We start from the raw sequence: 14,298 nt of genomic DNA, 5'->3' as shown, positions 1-14,298 counted from the left end.
CGGCTCAACGCCGGTGCTGGCGCAGGAAATCCCACATCATCGCGCTGGCGTCGGGGCCGATGTCGCTATGGAAACCGTAGCTGGCGTCGCCACCGCTCCAGGCGTGGTCCAGCCCTTCCACCTCCACCAGCGCGACCAGGTCGCGGCTCCAGCGGCCGAAGCGGTACTCGCGGCAGCGGCCGGGTTCTTCGCCCGGCGCCGCGTCGGGCCCTGCGTCCGGAATCGCGGCAAGCCGGTCTTCCAGCTCGTTGTAGGCGAGAAACTGGCGCGCCAGCAGCCTGCCGTTGACCGGGTGCACCGCATCGTCGGCGAGGCCGTGGATCACCAGCGCCGGCATCTCGGGCCCGCCTGGCGTGACGCCAGCGGCGTCGAGCAGCCATGCCGGCTCGGCCGTGGCACCGTGCCGCATGGCGTGCAGGCCGGCGCGCGGCGTGTCGGCAGCGCCGATCACGACACCGGAATGCATCGCCACCGCGGCCACCTTGCCGGGGTAACGCAGCGCCACCACCGCGGCCATGGCCGCACCGGCGGACATGCCGGCGAGGTAGATCTCGCGCTCGCGCACATCGTGGCGCGCGGCCAGCGCATCGAGCAGTGCTGCCAGGGCCTGCGCCTCGCGCCCGCCCTCGGCGGCGCTCAGGTCGAACCACTGCCAGCAGCGCTGGACCTGCCGCCGCAGCGGCTGTTGCGGGTAAGCGACGATAAAGCCCTCCTGTTCTGCCAGCGCGTTCATGCGCGTGCCGGCACTGAGGGCATCGGGCGTCTGCCGGCACCCATGCAGCAGCACCACCACCGGCAACGGGCCGCGATGGCGCTTGGACGGGATATAGAGGTGATAGGACAGCTGCGGCACCAGTTCGCCGGGCAGCGCCGCCAGGCGCAGCCGGTGTGCCTGCCAAGTGCCGGGCAGTTCGTCCGGCGCGATGGGTGACGTGGCGGGCGACCTCGCGGGTGACCACGCGGGCGGCGTGGCGGGCGTCGTCAGGGGGGCAACAGCCGAGCGGCGTGGGCGGGCTGGCGCGTCCTGCGGACGTGACGGTGTCAGCGGGTTCAGCGAATCGAGGCGTCGCAGCCAGGACTTCACCTGAGTTTCAGTTCGGGCCTGCACCCGGCTCAGGCGCCGGAGTTGTGCGTGCCAGTCAGCGGCTAGGCTCTTGGTCATGAGGACTCCTGCTCATATGACGGAATCTCCCCCGGGGTGCCTTTGTTGTGCGTTGCAGCATACCACACCCCGGATGGACTTCCCGTGAGGCGGATGTGGCACGCGGATTGCCTTGGCGCCACGCCCGGGCCTCCCCCGCCATCGCGAAAATATTGAACACTGGAATCGAAAGAATAGAAGATCGCAGCAAGTTGGCTGGCGATGCGGGCGTTTTATACTGACTTGTCGATTGCCCTTGCGTCAAAATACCCATGCCGGATCAGGGCGCCCCCGCCTGTTCGCTTTGCCTTTTCCATCCCGTCTGTGGCGCAGCCGCGACGGCCGCCGCCACCGCGCCCGCCGGCACGCGCCTGCGGCCCGAGCGCCTGAGCCTGCGCGCCGGCGACTATGTCGTCCGCCAGGGACGCCCGGCATTGACGGTCTATCCGCTGCGCACGGGCAGCGCCAAGCAGGTCTACGAATCGCCGCTGGGCTGGCGCCAGGTCACCGGCTTTTCCTTGCCGGGCGATGTGCTGGGACTGGAACCGCATGAAGCGCCACAGCACGGTGCCGCGGCGATCGCGCTGCAGGACTCCGAGGTGTGCGCGGTGCCGGTCGAATCGCTGCGCGAGTTGATGGCTGCGCCGGCCTTCCGCATCGCCGCACTGGCGGTCATGCGCCGCAACGCCGAGCGCGAGCGCGTGCTGCTGGTTGCCGTGGGATCGATGAAAGCCCCGCAGCGCCTGGCCATGCTGCTGCTGGACCTTGCCGGCGAGCAGGCACGCCGCCATGGCCGGCAGGACAGCACGCTGACGCTGGCGATGTCGCGCGCCGATATCGCCAGTCTGCTGGGCCTGACGCTGGAAACGGTATCGCGGCTGCTGTCGCGCTTTGCATCGGTTGGTCTGATCGCGGTGCGCCAGCGGCGGCTGCGCATCATCGACTCCGCCGGGCTTGCCTCGATCTATGCCGACCTTGACGGCGGCGCACAGCGGCCTGCGCGCGAAGGTGATCCGGGCGCGGAATTCGCGCCCGCGATGGCGATGTGCCGGGGCCCGGCGTCCTAGCCGTCGGCGACGGCTTGCAGCCCCGGGGGTTGCGCACTCAGCGACGTTGCTGCGTGCACTCCTGCCGATACGCCTCTTCCAGCCGCTTGCGATCCGGCTGCCGCTCCAGTGTCGGATAGGTGCGGCCGTCTGCCGTGGTCACCGACGACTTGCCTTCGGACCACTGGGGCCCCTTCGGCAGCGCATCGATCTGGTCCAGCAGGCCCTGGCAGTGCTGGCGCTGCGATGCGGACAAGGTGCCACCGGGGCCTTCGACCACGGCGGTGGCTTCGTCCAGCATCCGCGGCGGCGGTGGCGCCACCATCGGCGTACCTCCGGCGGCGGCTGCGGATGCGGCAGGACTCGCTGCCCACGACGTGGCGTGCAGGGAAATTGCCACGATGGCGGCCGTCAGCAGGCCGCACTTGCAAACAAACCTCTTCAAAACCAGTACTCCAGGGGCCTGCGCAGGGCATGGCGACAGCCATGGTGCGCGGCATTGCGTTGCGGAAAAACCAGCCGTGCCTTCAGCGATCCTTGCCGTTGCCCTGGCGGCGGCCGGTACGGTTGCGCAGCAGCTCGAGCTTGAGCAGTGCGTCCGCAAGCATACTCTTAAGCCGCGCATTCTCCTCTTGCAGTTCGCGCAGCTTGCGCCCGTCGCGGGCATCGTTCTGGCTCTGGTCCCCGTAGCGCGCGCGCCATCCATAGAACGAGGCATCGCTGAAGCCATAGCGCGCGCACAGCTCGCGCACCGGCACGCCGCTGGCCGCTTCGGCCAGGTAGCTGCGGATCTGTTCTTCCGAATACCGTCTGTTCACGAATCTCTCCGCTCCACAACGGCGCCGGCGCTGGCGCAGGCAATGCCGGCCGCGCCGCCAACCGTGCCGACTCTGGCCGTACGTTAGCCCACGGCCGCGCCAAAAGGCAATTCAGTGTCTTCGCAAGGCGAGTTAAGAAAATTATCTGGATGGACGCCGCGCGCAGCGCCGCCCAAATGGCTGCCGCAAGCCACCTGCCAGCAGGCGCGCGGGCGTTTCCGGCACCTCGTCGTTCAGAAAATCCGCAAGCCTCGCCGTAGCCGCACAGGCCGTGCCGCCGTGCCGGCAACGCTGCCGACACGGCCATATTTTGCTAAGCCAATTTGGAGTCCACTTTGTTTCAGCACCGTGGCAATGGCCTGGCAAGCCGTGTCGGCCCGCACGTCGTCTTGAGCCGGCAGCGGCTGTCCCGCCGGTATTGCGAACCGGATAAGGGCGATAAAAGCAGGATTAGAAGCCTGTCATCAAATCAAGTTTCTAGGACTTTTGCAGACCATGTATTAAGATTCCTCGGCACAACTAAATTTCGCACGCTTTCGCAATGCGCCACGCGGCGCTCGCAGGAAGCGGCCCGGCAGCCCGCAGCCACCGTGAAGAGAACCGGTGTGCGGTCCCTACACTGCCGGCAAATATCAGGCCTGAAGGATCGAGGAGTCACTGCGCCAATTTGTCGACGCAAGTCGGAAATGTGGAGTCGTGCATGGCCATCCAAAGAGTCCTGTCCGGACGGCGCGGACCGATCCGGTCTGCCGCGCCGAGTGTGACGGGCGCCATTTTCCAAGCTGGCTTTGCAGTATGGGCGTCAGATTGCCGCCCCGTCGGATAAGCACGTTTCATGCTTTGCCGCGCGCTCCATTGCGCGCGGTGCTGTACGCATCGGACAGACAAGAAATCAAAAAAAAGAATCATGCATCGGGAGAAGTCAGAATGCGTCACGTCAGCACCAAGCTATTACATGTCTTCGTCCTGGTGATGGAGTATCGCGACCTCAACGCGGTCGCCGCCTGTACCCAGGGACGCGTGCCCACCGTCGCTTATAGCCTGACGCGCTTGCGCGAAATCACGGGCGATCCGCTGTTCGTCAAGCGCAATGGCATGCTCGAACCGACGCCCCACGCCTTGCGCCTGGAGCAGACCGCGCGCCAGATCCTGGCCAAGTGGAACCAGCTGGTGCGCCCGGGCGAAGCGGGCATAAGCCAGCGCCGCGCGGACGGCAGGCGGATTTCCATTGGCTTCTCGTCTTCGATCGGCGACCCGGTCATTACGGAAATCCTGACCACGCTGTGCGAGCAGTTCCCGCAGGACAGCTTCATCACGCGCCCCGTGATCGCCGATGCCGCGCTGGCCAGCCATCTCGATAGCGGCCAACTGGATTGCGCGTTTGTCGTAGACGGCGGCCACGACCCCGAGCGCGTGCAGCAACAGAACATCATGGCCACGCCGCGCCGCCTCGTCAGTGCCGCCCGCGAAGGCAGCCACGACGAGGGTGAAACGGACTGGATCCTGCTGCAGGAAGATTGCGAAGCCGGCAGCCCGCTGCGCGCCTTCCTGAGCCGGCAGGCCGGCACGCCCGGGCATCGCGAGACCGTGGTGCCTTCCTGGCACACGCAGATCACGCTGCTGCATGCCGCGGGAGGCATCTGCCCGGTGCTGGACTTCAACGTGCCGCTGGTCACGCGCGAGCGCAAGACACGGCTGCTGGCACCGCCGAGCAGTTTTCCCGAATGGGCCGCCCTGCATTTCTGGGCGCCGGAGCGCAGCCACGACAAGGCGGTGCTGCGCGACATCATGGAAGTCGGCAGCGCGGTGCTGCGCGATCCGCTCAAGGCCATCGACGGCCGCCGCAGCGGGCGGCCCGCGATGGCACAGGCCGAGGCGCTCGCCTGACTCGCGCAATGGCGCCGGCGCGCTAGTCGCCGATCCGTCAACGCATTCGATGCGCCGCGAGGCGCTGGCCCCTGCCGGGGCCAGCGCTTTTTTTTTTGCTGCGACACGGTGGCGACAGCGCTTTGCGAATTCTCCTACTTTCGCGCCGGGGCATAGCCAGTATCCTGCCCATGCATCGCAGCGCGCCGGCCGTCTCCCGTTTGGCCCGTCCTGCGGCGATGCATGCAGTTGTCTGGCGTCACTTGTCTGGCGCCGCCATTTCGCCGCACGTCGGCCGACGTGCGGCGTTTTCTTGAGCGCGGCGCGGCATGACGGCCGGCACGAATCTGGACCGAGGAGACCCGATGGCATTGAGGATCCTGCTTGCCGATGACCATCCGGTGGTCAGCGCGGCCGTTGCCGACCGCCTGCACACCCAGACCGGATGGGAAATCTGCGGCACAGTGACCAGCGCAACGGCACTGCTGAACAGCGTCGCGACCCTGCGGCCCGATGTCGTCGTCACCGACTATCACATGCCCTCGCAGCAGGAAGGCAGCGGGGACGGTTTGCGCATGTTGGGCGCACTGCGCCGGCGCCATCCGTCGCTGGCCGTGACCGTTCTGACCATGATCACCAACCCTCTGGTGCTGCGCTCCATCCTCGATACGCAGGTGCATGGCCTGCTGCTGAAAGACGCCCCGCTGTCGGAGCTGGTCACCATGATCAGCCGCATCCAGCGCGGCTTCCGCTACATCGGCAAGTCGGCCATGGAGATCCTGTCACAGGCCGATCCCGGCAACCCGGCGGCAAGCCATGGTGGCGCCGAGCGGCTGTCGGCGCGTGAAATGGAAGTGCTGCGGATGTACCTGGCCGGGCGCTCCGTCAGCGAGATTGCGGCCCTGCTATGCCGCAGCGTCAAGACCATCAGCCGCCAGAAGAACTGTGCCATGCACAAGCTCGGTGTCACCAACGACCGCGAGCTGTTCGAATTCGCCGCCCTCAACGGCATGCTGCTTTCCGGCTGCTGAATGGCGGGCGCCGGCACCGGCCCAGCACTCAGGCCACGGCGTCAGGCTGCTCCAGCCGCGCCAGCGCATGCGCAATGCCGGTCTCCAGCTGCGCCAGCCCGCGCGACAGGTCTTGCATGGTCGAGGCCGAAACCTCGGTCAGCACATCCTCCAGGAAGGCGGAGCGCAGCGGCATCAGGCGCGCCACCAGTTGCTGCCCGGCGTGCGACAGCGTGACATGGGTCACGCGGTTGTCGCGCTCCGATGTGGTCCGCTCGACCCAGCCAAGCTCCTGCATGGCCTTGAGCTGGCGCGTCAGCGCGCCCGGATCCATGCCGACGCGGTCGGCCAGTGCCCGCTGCGCAATGGCATCCTCCTGCAGGTGCAGTACATGCAGGATCCGCCAGCGCGCCAGCGGCAGGCCGATGCACTGCTCGAATGCGGCCGCATACGCGCGGTAGGTGCGTCCGAACTGCTGCAGTACGGCTACGCTTTGTCGCTCCAGTTCCATCCGTTCTCCTCAGGGGTACACAAGCGCCATCACAGGCGCCGCAGGCGCTCACTCCGCCGCCATCGCAGGCCCCGCGGTGCGCACCAGTCTGACCGGCGGCACCCGGTGCGCGCACCAGACGCCCACCGCAGCGGCAATCCCGGCGGCCAGCAGGCCCAGGTGGATCGCGCTGACCAGCGACATGCGCGCCTGCTCCAGCAGCAAGGCGCCATTGTGCCCGGCCTGGCCCAGCTCGCCGAGCAGCGCCAGTTGCGAGGCCTTGTCGATCAGCACCTGCGGGTCTCCCATGCGCGCTGCCCACTGGCTGGCGCCGGCGGCAGCCATGGCGTGGTCGACGCCGCCGGTATAGCTGCGCGTGACCAGCGTGCCGACGATCGCCGTACCGACCATGCCGCCCACCATGCGCAGCGATTGCAGCATCGCCGTGGCAATGCCAAGGTGCTCGCGCCCGGCGGTCTGCTGCGCGAACACCGTCAGGTTGGGCATGATGAAGCCCAGCCCGAGTCCGCCCACCAGCATGATGGCGAGCAGCATCCCGTGCGGCATGGCGCGCGTGGCCTGCGACAGGGCCAGCGTGGCCAGCGCCAGCATGCCAAACCCGGCATAGAGCATCGCGTTGGGCCGGCGGATGCGGGTGATGACGCGGCCGTTGACGATGCTGCCAACCGTGATGCAGACCACCAGCGGCGTGATCAGCAAGCCCGCTTCCTTCGGCGACAGGCCAAAGCCGCCCTGGAACAGCAACGGCGCATACAGCAGCAGCGCGAACATCGTGAAGCCGGCGAACACCGACAGCTGGAACAGCGGCGCCAGTCCGGGATTGCGGAACATCTCCACCGGCAGGATCGGGTTGGCGCAGCGCCGCTCCCAGTGCCACAGCGCCACCATCGCGAGGGCCGACAGCAACAGCAAGCCACCGGTATAGGCATCGAAGCCGCGCCCGGGCAGCAGTTCGACGCTCATCTGCATGGCGCCCAGGCCAAGGGCGATCAGCAAGGCCCCGACCCAGTCCACGCGCACCGGCCCGCTGTGCGCCTGCTGGCGCAGGTGCGGCAGGTAGCGCCAGGCAAACCACAGGCCCAGCACGCCGACCGGCAGGTTGACATAGAACACCGCGCGCCAGCCGTACCACTCGGTCAGCACGCCGCCCAGCGACGGTCCGATGGCATTGGCGATACCGAATGCCGCACTCAGCATCACCTGCCAGCGCAGCCGCACATGCGAGTCGGGAAACAGGTCGGCAATGCAGGCGAAAGCCGTGCCCACCAGCATGCCGCCGCCGATGCCCTGCAGCGCTCGCGCCAGCACCAGGAACGGCATGCTGCTCGCGAGCCCGCACAATGCCGACGCGACGGTGAACACCACGATCGACGCCAGCACGAAGGGCTTGCGTCCGTAATAGTCGCCCAGCCGGCCGAAGATCGGCACGGTGATGACGGACGTCAGCAGGTACGCCGTCGCCACCCAGGCGTAGTACTCGAAGCCTTGCAGTTCCGCCACGACGGTCGGCAGCGCGGTGCCGACCACGGTCTGGTCCAGCGCCACCAGCATCACCACGAAGGACACGCCCAGCATGGCCAGCAAAGACTTGCGGAATGGCAGGACCTGGCCGGTGGCCTCACCGCTTTGTGGCTGGGGCGTCATGTGATTGCTCAATCAATCGTTGCGATGTCAATGATTATAGGACACACATCGGAGTCCGCCAGCCCTCAATACGATTATTCCGCGCCGAGATACCAGTGGCGGAACATCTCCCGTGCCGGCGCCAGGTAACTGCCGATAGGCTCCTGCCGGCCATTGGCATACCAGTGGCAGTAACAGCCATGGAATACCGCCAGCAGCGCGCGCGCCATTTCCGGTGGCAGCGGGCGCTCCGGCGTGCCAAGGGCCTCCACCAGAACCCGCACATGGCCGTTCCACCCTTCACGGATATGCTCGCGCACGCTTTGCGGCGCATTGCCTGAAAACAACAGCGCCAGCACGATCCCCTTGGTTTCCGGGTTGCGCGTGAAGTAATCGGCTACCCGCTCGAACAACTCATCCACCCGCTGCGACACGGTCAGGCCTTGCAGGTCAGCCGGGTCGAACTGCACCTCGATTTCCTGGAACAGGCTGATCGCGGCTTCCGCCAGCAGCATTTCCTTGCTGCCGAAATGCCACAGCAAGCTGCTTTTTGCCACGCCGGCGTGTGTGGAGACCTGGTCCAGCGTGACTTCGCCATAGCCGTGCTCGGCGATCAATCCCTTGGTCAGGTCAATGACGCGCTGGCGCGTTTCCAGGCCGCGGCGGTATTTGGTCGCGCCGGTTCCGCGTGCCGGCGGTGCTTTCGGTGCGGTGTCGTGGGGGCGGTCGGTGCCTGGGGCACCTTCTTCTGATGAATGCATGGCTGCGTCGGCACTGGGCCGGGGAAATGTTGAGCGCCGGCCATTTTCCCTCTCGGGATTTGCCCTAGAGGCGGCATGCTGTCCTTGACAGGCTACCACCGCCTTCACCAAACTTGAAATTGTACCGACTGTTCAGAATAAATTTAGGGGATTATGATTATGGTGAATGCAGCACAACCAACACGCCTGGAGGCGCTGCTGGCAATGCAGCAGTCAGCCTTCATGGCGTCGCCCTTCCCCTCGCTGGCGCAACGCAGAAGCGCACTGCAGCGGCTGCGCCGGGCGATTCGCGGCCATGCCCACCGGCTCGCCGCCGCCGCGGCGCGCGACTTCAGCGCGCGCGCCGACGCCGAGACTCTGATGGTCGACGTACTACCGTCGGTGCTGCATATCAACCACCTGCTGCGCGGCCTGCGGCGCTGGATGAAGCCGTCGCGCCGGCACACCGAGCTGCTATTCCTCGGCAACGGCGCGCGCGTGATGGTCCAGCCCAAGGGCGTGGTCGGCATCGTGGTGCCGTGGAATTTCCCGGTCTACCTCGCGCTGGGCCCGCTGGCGACCGCGCTGGCCGCCGGCAACCGCTGCATGGTGAAGACCTCCGAATACGCGCCGCACACCTCGGCCGCGCTGCGCGCGCTGCTGGCCGAAGCCTTCGATGAAGACGAGGTGGCCGTGGTCGAGGGCGATGCCGCGGTGGCACGCGCCTTCACCAGCCTGCCGTTCGACCATATCGTCTTCACCGGCTCGCCCGAGGTGGGCCGCCACGTCATGCGAGCCGCCGCCGACAACCTGACCCCCGTGACGCTGGAACTGGGCGGCAAGTCGCCGGCAATCGTTTCCCGCAGCGCGGCGCTGGCGACGGCGGCCACGCGCATCGCCCATGGCAAGACCCTGAACGGCGGCCAGATCTGCGTCGCGCCCGACTACGCGCTGGTGCCGGAAGAGCTTGCCGGCGCTTTCGCCGAAGCAGTGCTCGCCGCCGCGGCCCGCATGCATCCACAGGGCAGCGACGACTACACCGCCGTCATCCACGACGACGCGCTGGCCCGCCAGCGGGCGCTGCTCGACGATGCCCGCGCGCACGGCGCGCGGATCCTCGCCGCGGCGATGCCGGCGGACGGACGGCGCCTGCCCCTGCACGTGGTGCTTGGGGTCACGCCGCAGATGCGCCTGGCGCGAGAGGAAATCTTCGGGCCGATCCTGCCGGTCATGACCTACCGCACCTTCGACGAGGCCATCGTCTGCGTGCAGCGCGGCACGCGGCCACTGGCGCTGTACTACTTCGGCCATGACAAGGCCGAGACCGGTCCGCTGCTGGAGCGCACCCACGCCGGCGGCGTCACGCTCAACGACTGGGGCTGGCATGTGGTCAACCACGACCTGCCCTTCGGCGGCACCGGCACCTCCGGCATGGGCAACTACCACGGCGCCGAAGGCTTCCGCGAGCTGTCGCACGCCAAGGCGGTGTTCAGCGAGCGCCGCTGGTTCCCGATCACGCTGTTCCACCCGCCATACGGCGGCCGGATCCAGCGGCTCGCTCTGCGCCTGTTTCTCGGCAAGCCGCATTCGTCCGCCGCGGATGCTCCCCTGCCTTCCGGCACGAAGGCGGTTCCGCCGGCCACGCCCCGCTGAGCCACACGCCCGCCGGCCATCATCGATACGCCGGCGACGGCTGCCTGCTTCCCCGACAACGACCCTACCAAGCAACACTGGAGACTTTATGCTTCGCAAGTCCGCCGCTTCCGCGATCTCCATCGCGTGCGCCCTGCTGCTGCCGCTGCCCGCCGTCGCCGGCGAAGCGCCGGTAGCTCCGGGCGATGCCACCGCGGCCACGCGCCAGGCCAACGCCGAGGTGCTGAAGCACCTGCCCTTCGCCAACCGGCAGGATTTCGAGGACGCGCGCCGCGGCTTTATCGGCACTATCGAGCGCGGCGAGATCCGCGACGCCAGCGGCCGCGTCGTCTGGAACCTAGACGCCTACGCCTTCCTGAAGGACGACGCCGCGCCGGCCTCGGTCAATCCGAGCCTGTGGCGCCAGGCGCAGCTCAACCTGCACCATGGCCTGTACCGCGTGACCGAGCGCATCTACCAGGTGCGCGGCTTCGACCTGTCCAACATGACCGTGGTGGAAGGCGACACCGGCCTCATCATCATCGACCCGCTGCTCACCGCCGAAACCGCGCGCGCCGCGCTCGACCTGTACTACAAGCACCGCCCGAAGACGCCGGTCGTCGCGGTGATCTATACCCACAGCCACGCCGACCACTTCGGCGGCGTCAAGGGCGTGGTCAGCGAAGACGACGTCAAGGCCGGCCGCGTCAGGATTATTGCCCCCGAAGGCTTCATGGAAGAAGCCGTCAGCGAGAACATCTACGCCGGCAACGCCATGAGCCGGCGCGCGCAGTACATGTATGGGCCGCTGCTGCCTAAGGGGCCGCGCGGGCAGGTCGACGCGGGGCTGGGCAAGACGGTGTCGCTCGGCACCGTCACGCTGATCCCGCCCACCGACCTGGTCGGCAAGACCGGCGAGACCCGCACCATCGACGGCGTGCAGATCGAATTCCAGATGGCTCCCGGCACCGAGGCGCCGGCCGAGATGCTGATGTACTTCCCGCAGTTGAAGGCCCTGTGCGCTGCAGAGGACGCCACCCACACGCTGCATAACCTCTACACCATCCGCGGCGCGCAGGTGCGCGACGCCAACCAGTGGTGGCGCGCGCTGGACGAGACCGCAGACCGCTACGGGCATCGCACCGAAGTGGTCTTTGCCCAGCATCACTGGCCGATGTGGGGCCAGCAGAACATCCTCGCGTACCTGGGCAAGCAGCGCGACGGCTACAAGTACATCCATGACCAGTCGCTGCGGCTGGCCAACCAGGGCTACACCATGACCGAGATCGCGGAAATGGTGAAGCTGCCGCCGTCGCTGGCCAGCCAGTGGGACCTGCGCGACTACTACGGCACCGTGAACCACAATGCCAAGGCCATCTACCAGCGCTATCTCGGCTGGTACAGCGGCAATCCGGCCGACCTGCACCCGCTGCCGCCCGAGCAGTCCGCGCAGCGCTACGTGCGATTCATGGGCGGCGCCGACAAGGCGCTGGAGCAGGCGCGCGCCTCGTACGCGCAAGGCGACTACCGCTGGGTGGCCGAGGTGGTCAAGCATGTGGTCTTCGCCGATCCGAAGAACCAGGCGGCACGCAAGCTGCTGGCCGACGCGCTCGAGCAGATGGGCTACCAGGCCGAATCCGCAGCCTGGCGCAGCGCCTACCTGGTGGGCGCCTACGAGCTGCGCAACGGCGTGCCGAAGACGCAGTCCACGCAGACCGCCAGTCCCGACATGGTCCGCGCGATGACCGACACCATGTTCCTGGACTTCCTCGCCGTGCGCCTGAACAGCGAACGCGCGGCCGGCAAGCTGGTGAAGATCAACTGGGTCCAGCCCGACACCGGCAAGCGATACGCCCTGTCCGTCGACAACTCGGTCTTCATGTATCGCGCGGAACGCCAGCACGCCGACGCACAGGTCACGCTGACCGCGCCGCGCGCAGTGCTGGTCGGCGCGCTGCTTGGCCAGACCACGCTGCAGGCGGCAACGGCTGCCGGGCAAGCAAAGCTTGACGGCGATCCCGCCGCGCTGCAGACGCTGTTCGGCATGCTCGACAAGTTCGACCCGCAATTCGAGATCGTGGCGCCGTGATACCCGCCGACGGCGCGCGACTTTCTCCGCTTTCAAACCCTGCTTGACCAAGGCACCATGACCACGAAACCCTGGCTCGCCAGCTATGGCGACATCCCCGCCGAGATCGATGCGGACACGCCCCGTTCTCTGACAGCACTGCTGGATACCGCGCTGCGCCAGCATGCCGACCGGCCCGCCTTCACCTGCCTCGGGCAGACCGTCAGCTACGCCGGTCTCGACGCGCAGTCGCGCGACTTCGCCGCCTATCTGCAGTCCGAACTCGGCGTGCGCAAGGGGGACCGCATCGGCGTGATGCTGCCCAACCTCATCGCCTTCCCGATCGCCCTGATCGCGATCGCGCGCATCGGTGCGGTGCAGGTCAACATCAACCCGATGTACACGGCGCGCGAGCTCGAGCATCAGCTCAACGACGCGGGGGTCGAGATCCTGGTGGCCTACAGCGGCATCAGTGCCACCGTCGCAGAAGTGATGGCGCGGACCCCGCTCAGGACCATCGTCACCGCCGGACCCGGCGACGGCACCGGGGCGGCGTTGCCGTCGCCGCCGGTCGATCCCCGGCTGGCGCAGGCAATCGCCTTCGACGCAGCCGTCGCCCAGGGTCGTGCGCTGCCGCTGCAGGCCGTGGAAATCGAAGGCAACGACCTGATCTTCCTGCAATACACCGGCGGCACCACCGGCGTGTCAAAGGGCGCGGCGCTGTCGCACCGCAACCTCGTCGCCAACGTGGCGCAGTTCAAGGCGATGGTGACGGACAACCTGGTCGACGGCAAGGAAGTGGTCGTGACCGCGATCCCGCTGTATCACATCTTCGCGCTGATGGTGAACTTCATCACCTTCTTCACGGTCGGGGCGCGCAACTGGCTGGTGCCGAACCCGCGCGACATGGATGCCTTCATCGACGTGCTCAAGGCCTCGCGCTGCACCGTGCTGACCGGGGTCAACACGCTCTACGCCGGCCTGGTTGCGCACCCGCGCATCGGCGAGGTCGACTTCTCGTCGCTGCGCCTGGCCGCGGGCGGCGGCGCGGCCATCGTGCCGGCCACCTCGCAGCGGTGGAAGGCGCTGACGGGTGTCTTCATCCGCGAGGGCTATGGCCTGTCAGAGACTAGCCCGATCGTCAGCTTCAATCCACCGACGGCCGAAGCCTTCAACGGCACCACCGGCCTGCCGCTGCCGTCCACCGATATCCGGCTGCTGGGCGACGACGACCGTGACGTGCCGCCCGGCGCGGCGGGCGAAGTCTGCGTCAAGGGGCCGCAGGTCATGCGCGGCTACTGGAACAAGCCAGGCGCCAACGCCGATGCGTTCACCGCCGATGGCTACTTCCGTACCGGCGACATCGGCATGCTGACCGAACAGGGCTACCTGAAGATCGTCGACCGCAAGAAGGACATGGTGATCGTCTCCGGATTCAACGTGTTCCCCAACGAGATCGAGGCCGTGGTCAGCGACTGTCCCGGCGTGATCGAATGCGCGTGCGTGGGTATCAGCGACGGCCACTCCGGCGAAGCACTGAAAGTCTACGTGGTGATGGCCGCCGGCGCGACGCTGGATGCAGCGGCATTGCAGGCGCATTGCCGCGGGCAACTGACCGGATACAAGGTGCCGAAATCCTTCGAATTCGTCGAGGCACTGCCGAAGTCGACAGTAGGCAAGGTGTTGCGACGGGAGCTGCGGCCCCGGGCGTGAAGCCAGTTTGCAAGCAACGCCAACCGCGTCAGGTACCAGAACCCTTCCACCGCCGGCTCGCCTCCGGGAAAGGACGGCCCGCCCAACCTCGGGCGGGCCGTCCATGACCACGCGCTGTCGACGGGATCGA

The 14,298-nt window shown here is 67.4% G+C and carries 12 protein-coding genes; 6 read left to right on the top strand and 6 right to left on the bottom strand.

The features are described from left to right. Positions 1–4: 4 nt before the first annotated feature. Positions 5–1,162, bottom strand: coding sequence for an extracellular catalytic domain type 1 short-chain-length polyhydroxyalkanoate depolymerase (locus ACAD63_RS23795; RefSeq protein ID WP_133095814.1), 1,158 nt, complete (start codon positions 1,160–1,162; stop codon positions 5–7). A gap of 251 nt (positions 1,163–1,413) precedes the next feature. On the opposite strand from ACAD63_RS23795, the gene ACAD63_RS23790 reads away from it, so the two are divergent. Beyond that, the gene (locus ACAD63_RS23790) at positions 1,414–2,208 is read left to right on the top strand and encodes a Crp/Fnr family transcriptional regulator (protein ID WP_434034441.1); all 795 of its coding nucleotides are present in this window, start codon (positions 1,414–1,416) and stop codon (positions 2,206–2,208) included. Between the two features lie 37 nt (positions 2,209–2,245). Here ACAD63_RS23790 and ACAD63_RS23785 read toward each other — a convergent pair whose 3' ends face one another. Both ACAD63_RS23785 and ACAD63_RS23780 read right to left on the bottom strand, forming a co-directional pair. Then, complete coding sequence (locus ACAD63_RS23785) at positions 2,246–2,632, bottom strand: hypothetical protein (protein WP_431189868.1); 387 nt, start codon at positions 2,630–2,632, stop codon at positions 2,246–2,248. Positions 2,633–2,714: 82 nt separating this feature from the next. Next, positions 2,715–3,005 carry a transposase gene (locus ACAD63_RS23780; RefSeq protein WP_158577668.1) on the bottom strand — a complete coding sequence of 97 codons (291 nt, stop codon included), beginning with the start codon at positions 3,003–3,005 and terminating at the stop codon, positions 2,715–2,717. Between the two features lie 927 nt (positions 3,006–3,932). On the opposite strand from ACAD63_RS23780, the gene ACAD63_RS23775 reads away from it, so the two are divergent. Both ACAD63_RS23775 and ACAD63_RS23770 read left to right on the top strand, forming a co-directional pair. Beyond that, positions 3,933–4,892, top strand: a complete 960-nt coding sequence (locus ACAD63_RS23775; protein WP_135703121.1) for a LysR family transcriptional regulator — start codon at positions 3,933–3,935, stop codon at positions 4,890–4,892. Positions 4,893–5,236: 344 nt separating this feature from the next. Beyond that, entirely contained in the window at positions 5,237–5,902 is a 666-nt protein-coding gene (locus ACAD63_RS23770) for a response regulator (RefSeq protein ID WP_434034440.1), read from the top strand. A gap of 28 nt (positions 5,903–5,930) precedes the next feature. Here the strand turns inward: ACAD63_RS23770 and ACAD63_RS23765 are convergent, their stop codons facing one another. The 3 genes from ACAD63_RS23765 to ACAD63_RS23755 form a co-directional block, all read right to left on the bottom strand. Beyond that, positions 5,931–6,392, bottom strand: a complete 462-nt coding sequence (locus ACAD63_RS23765; protein ID WP_133095819.1) for a MarR family winged helix-turn-helix transcriptional regulator — start codon at positions 6,390–6,392, stop codon at positions 5,931–5,933. A gap of 48 nt (positions 6,393–6,440) precedes the next feature. Beyond that, the gene (locus ACAD63_RS23760) at positions 6,441–8,036 is read right to left on the bottom strand and encodes an MFS transporter (protein WP_135703123.1); all 1,596 of its coding nucleotides are present in this window, start codon (positions 8,034–8,036) and stop codon (positions 6,441–6,443) included. A gap of 74 nt (positions 8,037–8,110) precedes the next feature. Beyond that, entirely contained in the window at positions 8,111–8,776 is a 666-nt protein-coding gene (locus ACAD63_RS23755) for a TetR/AcrR family transcriptional regulator (RefSeq protein ID WP_135703124.1), read from the bottom strand. Positions 8,777–8,929: 153 nt separating this feature from the next. Here ACAD63_RS23755 and ACAD63_RS23750 point away from each other — a divergent pair, with 153 nt between their 5' ends. From ACAD63_RS23750 to ACAD63_RS23740, 3 genes are all read left to right on the top strand, one after another. After that, complete coding sequence (locus tag ACAD63_RS23750) at positions 8,930–10,408, top strand: coniferyl aldehyde dehydrogenase (protein WP_135703125.1); 1,479 nt, start codon at positions 8,930–8,932, stop codon at positions 10,406–10,408. A gap of 88 nt (positions 10,409–10,496) precedes the next feature. Continuing rightward, on the top strand, positions 10,497–12,476 hold the full coding sequence (locus tag ACAD63_RS23745) for an alkyl/aryl-sulfatase (protein ID WP_135703126.1): 1,980 nt from the start codon (positions 10,497–10,499) through the stop codon (positions 12,474–12,476). Positions 12,477–12,533: 57 nt separating this feature from the next. Next, the gene (locus ACAD63_RS23740) at positions 12,534–14,168 is read left to right on the top strand and encodes an AMP-binding protein (RefSeq protein ID WP_135703127.1); all 1,635 of its coding nucleotides are present in this window, start codon (positions 12,534–12,536) and stop codon (positions 14,166–14,168) included. Positions 14,169–14,298 lie beyond the last annotated feature (130 nt).

The sequence above is a fragment of the Cupriavidus sp. a3 genome, assembly GCF_051015765.1.
Lineage (GTDB): Bacteria > Pseudomonadota > Gammaproteobacteria > Burkholderiales > Burkholderiaceae > Cupriavidus > Cupriavidus oxalaticus_A.
The sequence above is the reverse complement of the archived record's forward strand: the minus strand, read 5'-3'. Positions and strand labels throughout refer to the sequence as shown.